This is a genomic window from Oryzicola mucosus, assembly GCF_014534685.1.
GTDB lineage: Bacteria > Pseudomonadota > Alphaproteobacteria > Rhizobiales > Rhizobiaceae > Oryzicola > Oryzicola mucosus.
On sequence record NZ_JACVVX010000004.1, the window covers coordinates 174,010 to 187,867 of the forward strand.

Below are 13,858 nucleotides of genomic sequence, written 5' to 3' on the forward strand. Positions count from 1 at the left end.
ATGAGCCATGCTGAAGGTCAGCGCTGCGGAATTTCAACGCAATATCGGGCGGTATCAGGATCTGGCGCTGACGCAGCCCATCGCGGTGACGCGTAACGGTCGCGAGCGCACTGTGATGATATCGACGGAAGAGTACAATCGCCTCAAGCGGCGCGACCGCGAAGTCTTGAGCCTGGACGATTTCACAGATGAGGACATCGCAGCAATCGCGGCGGCGGAACCGTCACCGGAATCCGAACTGTTCAATCACGAGCTAGACGATTGAAGTTGGCAGGTCTGCCCAACCCAATTCCCGGCTTGGTCATCCGCTACAGTTATCTTTGGCTGTCGGAGCATGAGGTTGGCCAAGAGGAAGGCCGAAAAGACCGACCCTGTGCTATAGTTCTCTCTGCGAAAACGGAGGCAGGCCGGACCGTAGTGATCGTTGTTCCGGTCACGCATACGCCGCCTGCCAAAGATAGCGTGTCAATCGAAATTCCTTCCACAACCAAACAACGTCTTGGTCTCGATGATGAACGGTCCTGGATTATTGTATCGGAGGCTAATCGCTTTTTTTGGCCGGGTCCGGACATTCGCCCGTCCCGCAACGGCGACATGAGCACGGTCGCCTATGGCGAACTTCCCGCAAATCTTTTCCGAAAGCTTCGCGCCACATTTGTCGATGCCTAGCAGCAGCGGCGTGGCGCCATCATTCCCAGGACCTCATAGTTGGCTAAACCTCCGCGCGTTCAGTTCATCTGCCAGAATTGCGGTGCCACGCATCAGCGCTGGGCCGGCAAATGCGATTCCTGCGGCGCGTGGAACACGCTGGTCGAGGAAGGCACCTCGGGCGGCATCGGCAGCGGTCCTGCGAGCCTTCGCGCCGCGCGCAAAGGCCGGGCCGTGGCGCTCACCAGCCTCGACGGCGACATCGAGGACGCACCGCGCATCATCTCGGGCATCGGCGAACTCGACCGCGCGACAGGCGGCGGCTTTGTGCGCGGCTCGGCACTTCTGGTCGGCGGCGACCCCGGCATCGGCAAATCGACGCTGCTGACCCAGGCGGCGGCGGCACTTGCCGCACGCGGCCACCGTGTCGTCTATGTTTCGGGCGAAGAAGCAGTTGCCCAGATTCGCCTGCGCGCCCAGCGGCTGGGCGTCGCCACATCGCCTGTGGAACTGGCGGCCGAAACCAATGTCGAGGACATTCTGGCGACCATCGCCGATGGCAGGCGGCCGGACCTCGTCATCATCGATTCGATCCAGACGCTGTGGACCGATCTTGCCGATTCTGCGCCTGGCACCGTCACCCAGGTGCGTGCCGCCGCCCAGGCAATGATCCGCTATGCGAAATCCACCGGCGCCGCGGTCGTGCTGGTCGGCCACGTCACAAAGGAAGGCCAGATCGCCGGTCCCCGCGTGGTCGAGCATATGGTCGATGCCGTGCTTTATTTCGAGGGCGAAGGCGGCCACCACTATCGAATCCTGCGCACGGTCAAGAACCGTTTCGGCCCGACCGACGAGATCGGCGTGTTCGAAATGTCCGACAAGGGCCTGCGCGAGGTGGCCAATCCGTCCGAACTGTTTTTGGGCGAACGCCATGCCAAGGCGCCAGGTGCGGCGGTGTTTGCCGGCATCGAGGGCACCCGGCCGGTGCTGGTGGAAATCCAGGCGCTCGTCGCCGCCTCGTCGCTGGGCACGCCGCGCCGCGCGGTGGTCGGCTGGGATGGCGCTCGCATGTCGATGATCATCGCCGTTCTCGAAGCGCATTGCGGCGTCCGCTTCGGCACCCATGACGTCTACCTGAACGTGGCCGGCGGATACCGGATTTCCGAGCCCGCGGCCGACCTCGCGGTGGCGGCGGCGCTGGTTTCCTCCCTCACTGGACTTGCCCTGCCTGCGGATTGCGTCTATTTCGGCGAAATCAGCCTATCGGGTGCGGTGCGGCCTGTCGCGCATGCGCAGCAGCGCCTCAAGGAAGCCGAGAAGCTGGGGTTCGGACAGGCGGTACTGCCACGAACCAGCGAGGATCTCGCTGGCGGGATCGGCGGTAAGGCCTTCCAGCCGGCGGAACTGGCAGACCTCGTGGCGCGCATCGCAGGCGGCAAACGCAGACGCACCGAAGACGCCGAATGACGATTGTCTACTGTTGGAGAGACCATGCCGATTACGCTGCTTGACGGAATTCTCGTCGGCTTCACCCTGGTTTCAGCCATGCTGGCCATGGTTCGCGGCTTTTCCCGAGAGGTGCTGTCCATCGCATCGTGGATCGCAGCGGCTGCCGCTGCCTTCTTTCTGTGGCGCCCGGTGCTGCCCTTCGTGCAGCCCTATATCGACAACGAGCAGTTCGCCATGGCGGCTGCGGCAGGCATCGTCTTCCTCGTCGCTTTGATCATCGTCACGCTGATCACGATGAAGATCGCCGATTTCATCATCGATTCGCGCGTCGGCGCGCTCGACCGTACGCTTGGCTTCGTCTATGGCGCAGCACGCGGCATCCTCGTGGTGGCTGTCGGCCTGCTGTTCTTCAACTGGCTGGTCGGCGCCAACAAGCCTGTCTGGATTACCGAGGCGAAATCGCGTCCGCTTCTGGAAAGCATCGGGACCACGATCGAAGGCCTGCTGCCCGCCGACCCCGAGAACACCATCCTCAAGCGCCTGTCCAACGACAACGATGCGCCCGAGACCGGCACCGAAGCGCCGCCTGCCGAAGGCGCGCCGGACGCACCTGCGCCGAATGCTCCGACAGCACCATGACGTTGGTGTGAACGACGCGTTTGTCGCGTTGCCCTTTTCAGTTGTTGCCACTATATAACGGCCTTGGCGCCCCTGCCGCCCCGTACGATGTGTACGAGGCGGCAGGTGTTTTCTTTTTCCGAGGCAGTTTTCCGGCAGGGTCCGGTATGCCGCTTTGAAAGGCCGCACCGATGGCAGACGCAAACGACGTGCTTTCCGCGGAAGCTGACGATCATTTCCATGACGAATGCGGTGTGTTCGGCATCTTTGGCCGGCAGGATGCCGGGGCCATCGTCACCCTCGGCTTGCATGCGCTTCAGCATCGCGGCCAGGAAGCTGCGGGTATCGTCTCCTATGACGGCACGCAGTTCCACGTCGAGCGCCATGTCGGCCTGATCGGCGACACCTTCACCAAGCAGGCCGTGCAGGACCGCCTTCCCGGCAGCCGCGCCATCGGCCATACGCGCTACGCCACGACCGGCGGCGCCGGCATGCGCAACATCCAGCCCTTTTTCGCCGAACTGGCGGATGGCGGCTTCGCCGTAGCGCATAACGGCAATCTCACCAATGCCATGACGGTCCAGCGCACCTTGCAGAAACAGGGTGCAATTTTCTCGTCCACCTCCGATACCGAGACCATCCTGCATCTGGTCGCCACCAGCAAGGAACGCGACCTCAACTCGCGCTTCATCGATGCGGTGCGGCAGGTCGAAGGCGCTTTCTCGCTGGTCGCCATGACGGCCAAGAAGATGATCGGCTGCCGTGATCCGCTGGGCATCCGCCCGCTGGTGCTGGGCGACCTCGACGGCGCCTGGATTCTGGCTTCTGAGACCTGCGCGCTCGACATCATCGGCGCACGCTTCGTCCGGGACCTCAAGCCCGGTGAGATGGTTATCATCACCTCCAAGGGCATCGAGAGCGTTTTTCCCTTCGAGCCCGTCAAGTCGCGCTTCTGCATCTTCGAATATGTCTATTTCGCGCGTCCCGATTCGAGCGTCGAGGGCCGCAACGTCTATGACGTGCGCAAGCGCATCGGCATGGAGCTTTCCAACGAAAGCCCGGTCGATGCGGATATCGTGGTGCCGGTTCCCGATTCGGGTGTGCCGGCTGCCATCGGGTTCTCGCAGGAATCGGGCATTCCGTTCGAACTCGGCATCATCCGCAACCACTATGTCGGTCGCACCTTCATTTCGCCGGGCGATTCGATCCGCCACATGGGCGTGCGCCTCAAGCACAACGCCAACCGCCGCATGATCGAGGGCAAACGCGTGGTGCTGGTCGACGATTCGATCGTTCGCGGCACCACCAGCCAGAAGATCGTGCAGATGGTGCGCGACGCCGGTGCCCGGGAAGTGCATATGCGCATTGCCTCGCCGCCCACCCGTGCATCCTGCTTCTACGGTGTCGACACGCCGGAAAAGGCCAAACTCCTGGCATCGCGCATGTCGGTCGACGAAATGGCCGATTTCATCCGCGTCGATTCGCTCGGCTTTTTGTCCATCGACGGGCTCTACCGTGCGGTCGGCGAGGCCTCGCGCAATGGCGAACAGCCGCAGTTCTGCGACGCCTGCTTCACCGGCGAATATCCGACCCGCCTTGCCGATTTCGACGGCGCCGACAATGTGCGCACGCTTTCGCTGCTGGCAAACAACGGCTGATCTTCCGTTTCCGCCGAAATCGTATTAATTGCCCCTCACCCTCTGCCCCTGAATATTGGGGAGAGGAAGGCATCGGCGCACGCACCCATCTCTCTCGCCATTTTTACGGGAAGAAGATGCCGGCAGGCGGATGAAGGCAAATGAATACGGACAGAAGGCAAGCTGCATGACCCCTAACCCCGATCTTTCCGGCCGTATCGCTCTCGTCACCGGCGCGTCGCGGGGCATCGGCTATTCCGTTGCCAAGCAGCTTGCAGCCGCTGGCGCGCATGTGGTGGCGGTGGCGCGCACCATAGGCGGGCTCGAGGAACTGGACGACGAGATCAAGTCGGCCGGCGGTCAGGCGACGCTGGTTCCGCTCGACCTTACGGACATGCCCGGCATCGACCGACTGGGCGGCGCGATCAACGACCGCTGGGGCAAGCTCGACATTCTGGTCGCCAATGCCGGCGTGCTCGGCGTGATTTCCCCGATCGGCCATGTCGAGGCGAAAGTGTTCGATAAGGTCATGGCCGTGAACGTCACCGGCACCTGGCGTTTGATCCGTTCTGTCGATCCGCTGCTGCGCAACTCCGAGGCGGGTCGCGCCGTCATCGTCAGTTCGAACGCCGCCCATTCCGCCCGCGCCTTCTGGGGCCCTTATGCCGCCTCGAAAGCAGCCGTGGAGACCCTGATGCGGTCCTGGGCCGACGAAACCAAGTCGCTCGCCCTTCGTGTCAACGCCTTTGATCCCGGCCGCACCCGCACCGCGATGCGCGCCCAGGCCGTGCCGGGCGAAGACCCGAAAACCCTGCCGCAACCGTCGGAAATCGCGGCGAAACTGATGCCGCTCGTCAGCCGCTCTCTGACTGAAACCGGCTTGATCTACCAGGCGCAGCGCGACCGGTTCGTTGCCTACCGGCAGCCCGAGTAAAAGCATTTTACGGGCAAAGAAAAAGCCGACGCAAAGGTCGGCTTGAGGGGGACGGGCTGAGGGGTTGGGGGACAGAATGGCCCGTCGCTCTCATAACTCCGGCCTTTCAAAACGGTTCCATTCGTTCCGATGTTTTTTTAAGAAATCTTTGGGGCCACTCCGCGCATTGACCTTGAGGCCACATCGTCTAGTTTCCGCAGTCGGCGGTCGCGAGGATCGCTTCGCATGAAGCGTTGGCCCGAATCGTTGAAAGGTGCGGCATGATTCTGACCGGTGCGTTGCTGCTCGGCGTCGTTATTGCCTGGCTGGTCGTCGCGGCGGTGGATTGCGCTCGGCTCGGCCTCGATCTCAAGCAGGCGCTGCTCTACACCCCCTTCAAGCTTCTGTACCGGATCGACGACGCAGCCATGCGCGGCGCGCGCAAGTCGCAGGCTCCGGTCATCTATGTGGTCTGGCACCAGTCCCGCATCGAGCCGGCGCTGATGCTGTCGCTGCTGCCGGACGACACGCTGCACATCCTCGACGACGCATCCGCCAAGGCAGGCTGGCTCGATCCATGGCGCTCGCTGGCCCGCACCATCGCCTTCAACGCCGAACATGTCTTCGTCAGCCGCCGGCTGGTGCGCGTCCTCAAGGGAAAAGGCCGGCTGGCCGTCTATTTCCCCGACACAGTAGAGCCGGACGTCAAGGCGTTCCGCCTGTTCCGTGCCGTCTCGCGCATCGCCATGCAGGCGGATGCCAGGATCGTCCCGATTTTCATCGATGGCACCCGCCACCTGCCGGTTTCGCTGACCGGCAAGGACAAGGCCCCGCGCCACTGGTTCCCACGGCTGCGCATCACGGCACTGGCGGCTGTCGATATGAACGCCTTGACCGAACGAATGGGCGGCGGGCGCATCACCACCTCGAACGCCCTGTTCGACCGCTTCATGGAGGCGCGATATGCCGGTGCAGATGCGCGTCTCACCCTGTTCCAGGCGACACGCGACGCTGCCCTTCGTTACGGCCCGTCCCACGCAATCATCGAGGATCCGGTCGGCGGCGCGATGAGCTATCGCGAAACGATGATCGGCGCGCGCATTCTCGGCCGGCATTTCGAGGGCGTAACCGCGCCCGGCGACGTGGTCGGCGTGATGCTGCCCAATTCCAACGGCTTCGTTCTGTCCTTGCTCGCCCTGGCGTCCACGTCGCGGCCGGCGGCGATGATCAACTACACCTCCGGCTCGGCCAATGTCGCTTCCGCGGTGAAGACGGCGTTGATTCGCACGATCGTCTCCTCGCGTCTGTTCATCGAAAAGGCCAATCTGGGCGACATCGTCGAAGCCGCGCAAAGAGCCGGTGCCAAGTTCCTGTGGCTCGAAGACATCCGCAAGCAGACGAGCAGCCTGGACAAGTTTGCCGGCGCTTTGATGTGGAGGCTCGCTTTGCAACGTCAGGACGCTCAGCGGCCTGCTGTCATCCTTTTTACCTCCGGCTCGGAAGGCGCTCCAAAGGCCGTGGTGCTGTCGCACCGGAATATTTTGGCAAACGCTATGCAGGCGGAAGCGCGGCTCACCGTCTCCCCGGCGGACAAACTGCTCAACGTGCTGCCGGTGTTCCACTCCTTCGGTCTCACAGCCGGCGTGGTGTTGCCGCTGGTCAGCGGCGCAAAGCTGTTCCTCTATCCCTCCCCGCTGCACTACAAGCTCATTCCGGACATTGCCCGGCGCATCCGCCCAACCGTGATGATCAGCACCGACACATTTCTCGCCGCCTATGCGCGCACCGCGGAAGACGACGATTTTTCGAGCCTGCGTTTCGTCGTCGCGGGAGCCGAGCCGGTCAAACAGGAAACGCGCAGGATTTATCGCGAACGCTTCCACGCCGAAATCGTCGAGGGTTTCGGCCTGACCGAGGCGGCGCCCGTGGTTGCCGTGAACTCCGCCACCCATGGCCGAGACGGCACCGTGGGCAGGCTCCTGCCCGGCATGCGCATGCGGCTCGAGCCGGTGGAGGGCGTCACCGAGGGTGCGCGCCTGTGGCTCAGCGGTCCGAATGTGATGATGGGCTACATCGATGCGGAGCGTCCCGGCGAAGTGCAACCCTTGTCGGATGGCTGGCATGACAGCGGCGACATCGTGTCTGTCGACCGCGAGGGCTTTATTACCATTCGCGGCCGCGCCAAGCGTTTTGCCAAGATCGCGGGAGAAATGATCTCATTGGGCGCGGTGGAAATCCTCGTCCAGGCGCTTTGGCCCGAGGAGCGCCACGCCGTCGTCGCCATACCGGACAACAAGCGCGGCGAGCGGCTCGTTCTGGTCACGACAGCGACGCAAGCGGATGCAGACGCGTTGCGGCGCTATGGGCGTCAGGCGGGCGCTACGGAGTTGATGGTGCCGCACGACATCGTCAAGGTCACCGAACTGCCGCTGCTTGGCTCGGGCAAGGTGGACTACACCGCAACCCGCAGCATCGCCATCGAGCGACTTGGCCAGTCCGCCTGAAACAGGCCCTCAGGCCTCCAGATCGTCCGTCTGCACGGCAACGGCCTTTTCAGCCTGCGCCCGCTTCGAATAGGCCCGCATGCTCAGCGGCAGGAAAGCCAGGTAGAGGGCAACGGACACCGACAGCGTTTCCCACGTATAGGTCGCGATCAACAGCACATAGAGGGCTGCGACCATGAGCGCCGGCAGTACGTTCTCGCGGCGGATTTTCAATTTCTTGCCGGAATAAACAGGCAAGCGGCTGACCAGCAGGAAAGCGACGACGATGGTGAAAGCGCTAGCGACGAACGCCACGCCGCGCGTCGGGTCCATGCCGAGAAAACCGAGATACATCGGCGTCATCATCACCAGCGCACCGACGGGCGCGGGAACGCCGACGAAATACTCCGCCTGCCACGCAGGCCGGTCGAGATCCTCGTCGAGCACGTTGAAACGGGCGAGACGCAGACCGCAGGCGATGACGAACATCAGGGCCGCGATCCAGCCGGCGGACCCTGCCTGGTCGAGCAGATAGGCATAGAGCACCAAGGCGGGTGCGACGCCGAAATTAACGATGTCGGCCAGCGAATCCATCTGCGCGCCGAATTTCGATGTCGCCTTGAGCAGCCGCGCAATGCGCCCGTCGACGCCGTCCAAAAGCGCGGCGACCAGAACGAGGATGACCGCCGTCTCGAAACGACCGTCGAAGGCGAGCCGGATGCCGGACAGGCCGGCACAGATCGACAGAACGGTGATCAGGTTGGGCAGCACCATGCGGATCGGGATTTCCCGAATGCGTGGACCGCCGCTGCCATGCGGCTCGAAACTCTGGAACGGACGAGGTCTGGGCATCGGCGCGCCCTCACCCGACCCTGACGAGCGGCGCGGTCGGCGCACCGCCGAATTCTGCGATCACCGTCTCACCGGCTACGGCGGTCTGGCCTACGGCAACGCGCGGCACGGCGCCCGCGGGCAGATAGACATCGACGCGCGAGCCGAAACGGATCAGGCCGAAGCGCTCGCCCACCGCGATGTTCTCGCCGGTGCCGGACCAGCACAGGATGCGACGTGCGACGAGGCCGGCGATCTGCACGGCGACGACTGTGCCGTTCGGGCTGTCGATGACGAGGCCGTTGCGCTCGTTTTCCTGGCTCGCCTTGTCCAGTTCCGCGTTCAGGAATTTTCCGGGACGATGCTCGATGCGGGTGATGCGGCCGCGCACCGGCGAACGGTTCACATGGCAGGAAAATACGTCCATGAACACCGAGATGCGAGTCATCTCGCCCGCTGGCAGGCCGAGTTCGAGCGGCGGCACCGCAGGACCGACGGCTGAAACCACCCCGTCAGCCGGGCTGATGACCAGCCTGTCGTCGGTCGGAGTCACGCGTTCGGGATCGCGGAAGAAATAGGCGCACCAGGCGGTCAGGATCGCCCCGATCCAGAACAAGGATGTCGAGAAAAAGCCCAGAAGAACCGATATCGCGGCAAACCCGGCGATGAAGGGATATCCCGCGCGATGCACCGGAACGAAGGCGTTTCGGATCGTGTCGACTATGCTCATGGGCTGGGGCGGCTCCGCTTTTCGTCCGGGTTGCTTATCGGAAACACCCCCTCACCGCAACGAAACATTGGTTGATCCCGCGCGCTTCAATCGCCGCAGTTCACCCGCCTCAGCGCAGCCAGCCAGATCGTGTGACCGCCACAGTCCGGATCTTCAACGGTATGGCGGAGCACGTCGAAGCCGTTTTCGCCCAGCAGCGCCTTGTATTCTTCTGGCGCCAAGCTGCCGTGATAAAGCGTCTCGCCGCCAAACGCGCCGAGGGCGTCGCCGTGGTGCGGACCGCTCGTGAACATGAGGACGCCGCCTGGCCTGATATGCTGCGCGAACCGCGAAAACATCGGGCGTTGCTCAGCCGGCGGCAGATGGAAGAAACTGTCCCAGGCCACGAGGCCGTCGAACCGCATTCCGAGATCGAGTTGCCGCATATCCGCCAATAGCCATTCCTGGTCCGGAAAACGACGACGACAGAAGGCAATAAGCGATTCGGAGGAATCGACGCCGGTCACAGGGTGGCCGCATTCGATAAAATATCTGGCTATCGGCTCACCAGAACCGCAGCCGAGGTCAAGGACGCTTCCACCCTTGGGAACCAAGGCGAGGAACCGATCCAGCCAGATCCGTTCAAACAGCGAACGGCCGCGAAGGCGATCCCACAATTCGGCCTGCCGCTCATAGAGTCCGACCACGTTGTCGGCAGCGTTCGCCGCCGGATCGTCCTCCGTTTCAGCCATCGGTGGCAATTTCCGGCGTGCGCCGGCGCGTCACCACGCCCAGATCGTCTTCCTCGCGGGCAGCACGCAGGCGTTCTTCCGCCTCGCTGGCCTCGCGCTGGCGATCCCACATCGAAGCATAAAGGCCGGCCTGCGCGAGCAGTTCGGCGTGGCGCCCGCGTTCGGCGATCACACCGTCCTTGAGCACGATGATCTCATCCGCGCCGACCACGGTAGACAGCCGGTGCGCGATAACGATGGTCGTACGGTCGCGGCTGACGAGATCGAGCGCGGCCTGGATTTCCTGCTCGGTGTGGCTGTCCAACGCGGATGTCGCCTCATCGAGAATCAGGATCGGCGGCGCTTTCAGGATGGTGCGCGCAATGGCCACGCGCTGTTTTTCGCCGCCCGACAGTTTCAGGCCGCGCTCGCCCACCATTGCCTTATAGCCGTCAGGCAGGCGTTCGATGAAGTCGGCGACCTGTGCCAGTTCGGCTGCGGTCCGCACCTCGTCCTCGGTCGCGCTCATGCGGCCATAGCGGATGTTATAGCTGATCGTGTCGTTGAACAGCACCGTGTCCTGCGGCACCATGCCGATGGCCGAGCGCAGGCTTTCCTGCTGCACGTCGCGCAGATCCTGCCCGTCGATCAGGATCGCCCCCCTCTGGATGTCGTAGAAGCGGAACAAAAGCCGCGAGATCGTCGACTTCCCCGCCCCGGAGGGACCTACGATGGCCACCGTCTTGCCGGCCGGCACCTCGAAGCTGATGCCCTTGAGGATCTGGCGGTTCTGGTCATAGGCAAAATGCACGTCGCGGAACTCGACGCGCGCAGCCTCCACCGCGAGCGGCAAGGCGCCGGGTTTGTCGAGCACTTCCTGGTCGACGTCGAGCAGGTCGAACATCTGTTCGATGTCGGTCAGGCCTTGGCGGATTTCGCGATAGATGAAGCCAATGAAGTTGAGCGGGACTGACAGCTGCATCATCATCGCATTGACGAAGACGAAATCGCCGACCGTCTGCGTGCCCGCCTGCACCTCGAATGCCGACATGACCATGATGACGGTGGTGCCGACGCCGAAGATGATGCCTTGGCCGAAGTTCAGCCAGCCGAGCGAGGTCCAGGTCTTGGTCGCGGCCTCTTCATAGCGCGCCATGGAGCGGTCGAAGCGCTCGGCTTCCATGCGCTCGTTGTTGAAATATTTCACCGTCTCGAAGTTCAACAGCGAGTCGATTGCCTTGCTGTTGGCATCGGTGTCGGAATCGTTCATCTCGCGGCGGATCTTGATGCGCCAGTCGCTCGCCCACACGGTGAACCATGTGTAGAGCCAGACGGTAATCGCCATAACAGCCACATATTTCCAGCCATAGGCATAGGCGAAGATCGCCGCCGTCAGTGCGAACTCCAGCACCGTCGGCAGCGAGTTCAGAATGGTGAAGCGGACGATGGTCTCGATGCCCTTCGTGCCGCGCTCGATGATACGCGATAGGCCGCCGGTGCGCCGCTCCAGATGGAAGCGCAGCGACAGTTCGTGCATATGCACGAAGGTCTTGAAGGCAAGCTGGCGCACAGCATGCTGGCCGACACGGGCAAACAGCGCGTCGCGCAACTGATTGAAGCCGAGCTGCACCAGGCGCAGCACATTATAGGCGATGACCAGCATCACCGGCGCCAACAGAAAGACGGGCAGCGGCGGCGGCGTATGAGCATCGTTGGCCAGCGCGTCGGTGGCCCATTTGAAGAAATACGGTCCCGCCACCAGCGTCAGCTTGGCGATGACGAGAAAGACAGTGGCCCAGACGATGCGGGCCTTCAGGTCGGGCCGGTCGGCAGCCCACATATAAGGCCACAGATTGCGCAGCGTGGAGAAGGTTGAGCCCCTCTCTGCGGAGACGGTTTTTTCAGCCAATGGTCAGGTCCAGTACGGATTACCGGCAGGGCTTGCAGCAGTCCTCGACCATCGCCGCAAGCGTGGAGGACAGCGATGAAAGCGCTTCGGGATTGATTTCATACAGCGAGCGCGGGCGCTGGGGCGCATAACGGACCAGCCCTGCCTCGACGAGAATCTTCAGATGCTGCGAGACTGTCGACTGCGCAAGGTCGAGATGATCGACCACATCCTTGCAGCAGCATGGCGAACTGCCGCCCAGCCGGCGTAGAATTTCGAGCCGCGCCGGATGCGACAGCGCAGCGAATTTAGCCGCCGCGCCCACCTTGGGATCGCCTTCGGAAATATCTGCAGTCTTGGTATTCATCGTCCATCGTCGATATACGATGAAGCCGATTTAAGCAAGCCCGCAGTAGGTTCATGCTGACATCGGCTGAATTCAGGGAACCGATATCTACTGGACGGTCGTCGCCTGGTCTTTCAACGCCTTCATGTCGGCGTCGGTGCCGTCATCCGCCTTTGTCGGGACCTTGAAGACCTGACCGGGCCAGATCTTATGAGGATTCTGGATCTGCGGCTGGTTGGCAATGTAGATGTTGGAATAGCGTACGCCCTGGCCGTAGACGCGGCGCGAAATCCGCCACAGCGAATCGCCCTTGCGGATGATGACGGCGCCGCTGGCGGGCTGCAGCTTGGCGGCGGTGGCCGTGTCGTGGGCCGCTGCGACGCGTGCGTTGGCAGGTGCTTCAGAAGGCGCGGCGGCAGGAGCGGCGACTGCGGAAACCTGTTCGCCCGGTTCGCGCTCGAAGGGTACGGCGGCGCGGGCAATGACCGACGCGCCGTCCTTGTCCAGCGCATCGACGCGGATGATATAATCGCCAACGGGAAGCCGGCGCTGCTGCTCGATCAGGAAGCGGCCATCCGGCGAGGCAATGGCATCGCCCAGAAGAACCTCATTGGCGTAAGCGCGAACGCGCCGGTCCGGATCGGCAATGCCGGCAACGAAAATCTTGTCGCCTTCGATCTCGACGGCCTCGACGGAAACCTTGGGGCCTGTCGCGGCGGCTTGCACAGGGGCCGCCGGCTGCTGCGCCGGGGCAGTGGCCTCGGTTTGCGTGCCCGCGGTTGCCGGAGCGTCAGGCGCCTGCGGCTGCGCAGCGGAAGGCGCATCGGCCACCGGCTGGCGCGGCTGAGGAACGGTGATCAGTTCGGAGGGCTTGCCCGCCTGCTCGACCAGCGCCAGGACCTGGCCGGACGGAGTGTCGGGGATGGAGACCACGGCGGTCTCGGGAGACATCGCCACGACCTTGTCGGGGTTGGTCGCCCTCAATACGAGTTGGTAGTCGCCCGGTGCCAGCGGATTGTCGAGCACGACAGCGAAATCGCCGTTCGGGCCGGCGGTCGCACTGCCGAGCACGCCGGAGCCCTTCATCACCTCGACCTGCGCATTCGGCGCGGCCTTGCCGGCGATCACCAGCGATCCATCGCCCTCGGCGCGAACCACATCGAAAGACGGCGGGACGATTTCAGGCGTTGCCTGCTGCTGTGCCGGTGCCTGTGCGGCGGTGCCCGGCGCGGCCGGTGCGGCGTCGGCGACAGGTCCTGCCGGAGCAGGCGTTGCCGCGGGCGCGGCCGGGTTGATTGGCAAGGCCGGCGCCGCTGGAGAGGTCGGCGCTGCCGGGGCTGGGCTGTCGGAGGCAGGCGCCGGCGCGGCGGGTGCCGGCTGCGCGGGAACGGAGGCAAGGCTCGCAGGTTCCGGCTGCGAATTGAACGCGCCCGAATAATACGCCACCGCGCCGGCGGCGATAATCACCCCTGCTCCGAAAAGAAGTCCTTTTCCCGCCGTCATCGCCATGGTTATTTTTGCCCTCGTCGTCTTTAGCCGGGTCTAGCGTGTTTTGTGCGACGCGACAAGAAAAAGCCCAATAACGCTTGACCTCGCCATCAAACG

The 13,858-nt window shown here is 63.4% G+C and carries 13 protein-coding genes; 7 read left to right on the forward strand and 6 right to left on the reverse strand.

Translation table 11 applies throughout. From position 1 onward, the window contains the following. Positions 1–7 precede the first annotated feature (7 nt). The 7 genes from ICI42_RS14150 (at position 8) to ICI42_RS14180 (ending at position 7,769) form a co-directional block, all read left to right on the forward strand. Entirely contained in the window at positions 8–265 is a 258-nt protein-coding gene (locus ICI42_RS14150) for a type II toxin-antitoxin system Phd/YefM family antitoxin (RefSeq protein ID WP_188165234.1), read from the forward strand. Next, positions 262–669: a type II toxin-antitoxin system PemK/MazF family toxin gene (locus tag ICI42_RS14155; RefSeq protein ID WP_230980361.1), complete on the forward strand. Its 408-nt coding sequence runs from the start codon at positions 262–264 to the stop codon at positions 667–669. Before ICI42_RS14150 ends, ICI42_RS14155 begins: the two co-directional genes overlap by 4 nt. A 39-nt stretch (positions 670–708) precedes the next feature. Further along, positions 709–2,115 carry a DNA repair protein RadA gene (radA, locus tag ICI42_RS14160; protein ID WP_188165235.1) on the forward strand — a complete coding sequence of 469 codons (1,407 nt, stop codon included), beginning with the start codon at positions 709–711 and terminating at the stop codon, positions 2,113–2,115. A gap of 24 nt (positions 2,116–2,139) precedes the next feature. Beyond that, positions 2,140–2,736 (forward strand): CvpA family protein, encoded by a 597-nt coding sequence (locus tag ICI42_RS14165; RefSeq protein ID WP_188165236.1) that lies wholly within the window; start codon positions 2,140–2,142, stop codon positions 2,734–2,736. 170 nt (positions 2,737–2,906) lie between these two features. Beyond that, positions 2,907–4,373 (forward strand): amidophosphoribosyltransferase, encoded by a 1,467-nt coding sequence (purF, locus tag ICI42_RS14170; protein WP_188165237.1) that lies wholly within the window; start codon positions 2,907–2,909, stop codon positions 4,371–4,373. A 166-nt stretch (positions 4,374–4,539) separates the two neighbouring features. After that, positions 4,540–5,286 carry an SDR family NAD(P)-dependent oxidoreductase gene (locus tag ICI42_RS14175; RefSeq protein WP_188165238.1) on the forward strand — a complete coding sequence of 249 codons (747 nt, stop codon included), beginning with the start codon at positions 4,540–4,542 and terminating at the stop codon, positions 5,284–5,286. A gap of 260 nt (positions 5,287–5,546) precedes the next feature. Then, entirely contained in the window at positions 5,547–7,769 is a 2,223-nt protein-coding gene (locus ICI42_RS14180) for an AMP-binding protein (RefSeq protein ID WP_188165239.1), read from the forward strand. A 9-nt stretch (positions 7,770–7,778) separates the two neighbouring features. On the opposite strand, the gene pssA is transcribed toward ICI42_RS14180, so the two are convergent. The 6 genes from pssA to ICI42_RS14210 all read right to left on the reverse strand — a co-directional run bounded on the left by pssA (position 7,779) and on the right by ICI42_RS14210 (position 13,720). After that, on the reverse strand, positions 7,779–8,600 hold the full coding sequence (pssA, locus tag ICI42_RS14185; protein ID WP_230980362.1) for a CDP-diacylglycerol--serine O-phosphatidyltransferase: 822 nt from the start codon (positions 8,598–8,600) through the stop codon (positions 7,779–7,781). A 10-nt stretch (positions 8,601–8,610) separates the two neighbouring features. Beyond that, a complete protein-coding gene (locus ICI42_RS14190; RefSeq protein ID WP_188165240.1) occupies positions 8,611–9,309 on the reverse strand; it encodes a phosphatidylserine decarboxylase in 699 nt (232 codons plus the stop codon). An 86-nt stretch (positions 9,310–9,395) separates the two neighbouring features. Further along, positions 9,396–10,040 carry a class I SAM-dependent DNA methyltransferase gene (locus ICI42_RS14195; RefSeq protein ID WP_188165241.1) on the reverse strand — a complete coding sequence of 215 codons (645 nt, stop codon included), beginning with the start codon at positions 10,038–10,040 and terminating at the stop codon, positions 9,396–9,398. Next, positions 10,033–11,928, reverse strand: coding sequence for an ABCB family ABC transporter ATP-binding protein/permease (locus ICI42_RS14200; protein ID WP_188165242.1), 1,896 nt, complete (start codon positions 11,926–11,928; stop codon positions 10,033–10,035). The genes ICI42_RS14195 and ICI42_RS14200 overlap by 8 nt, the downstream gene beginning before the upstream one ends. A gap of 19 nt (positions 11,929–11,947) precedes the next feature. After that, the gene (locus ICI42_RS14205; protein WP_188165243.1) at positions 11,948–12,274 is read right to left on the reverse strand and encodes an ArsR/SmtB family transcription factor; all 327 of its coding nucleotides are present in this window, start codon (positions 12,272–12,274) and stop codon (positions 11,948–11,950) included. Between the two features lie 87 nt (positions 12,275–12,361). Continuing rightward, positions 12,362–13,720 carry an Ig-like domain-containing protein gene (locus ICI42_RS14210; protein ID WP_407945163.1) on the reverse strand — a complete coding sequence of 453 codons (1,359 nt, stop codon included), beginning with the start codon at positions 13,718–13,720 and terminating at the stop codon, positions 12,362–12,364. Positions 13,721–13,858 lie beyond the last annotated feature (138 nt).

What these genes read in the sequence shown, in the direction of transcription:
- purF (WP_188165237.1), top strand. Translation starts at nt 2,907, where the DNA reads ATGGCAGACGCAAACGACGTGCTTTCCGCGGAAGCTGACGATCATTTC.
- ICI42_RS14175 (WP_188165238.1), top strand. Translation starts at nt 4,540, where the DNA reads ATGACCCCTAACCCCGATCTTTCCGGCCGTATCGCTCTCGTCACCGGC.
- ICI42_RS14150 (WP_188165234.1), top strand. Translation starts at nt 8, where the DNA reads ATGCTGAAGGTCAGCGCTGCGGAATTTCAACGCAATATCGGGCGGTAT.
- ICI42_RS14180 (WP_188165239.1), top strand. Translation starts at nt 5,547, where the DNA reads ATGATTCTGACCGGTGCGTTGCTGCTCGGCGTCGTTATTGCCTGGCTG.
- ICI42_RS14165 (WP_188165236.1), top strand. Translation starts at nt 2,140, where the DNA reads ATGCCGATTACGCTGCTTGACGGAATTCTCGTCGGCTTCACCCTGGTT.
- pssA (WP_230980362.1), bottom strand. Translation starts at nt 8,600, where the DNA reads ATGCCCAGACCTCGTCCGTTCCAGAGTTTCGAGCCGCATGGCAGCGGC.
- ICI42_RS14205 (WP_188165243.1), bottom strand. Translation starts at nt 12,274, where the DNA reads ATGAATACCAAGACTGCAGATATTTCCGAAGGCGATCCCAAGGTGGGC.
- ICI42_RS14195 (WP_188165241.1), bottom strand. Translation starts at nt 10,040, where the DNA reads ATGGCTGAAACGGAGGACGATCCGGCGGCGAACGCTGCCGACAACGTG.
- ICI42_RS14190 (WP_188165240.1), bottom strand. Translation starts at nt 9,309, where the DNA reads ATGAGCATAGTCGACACGATCCGAAACGCCTTCGTTCCGGTGCATCGC.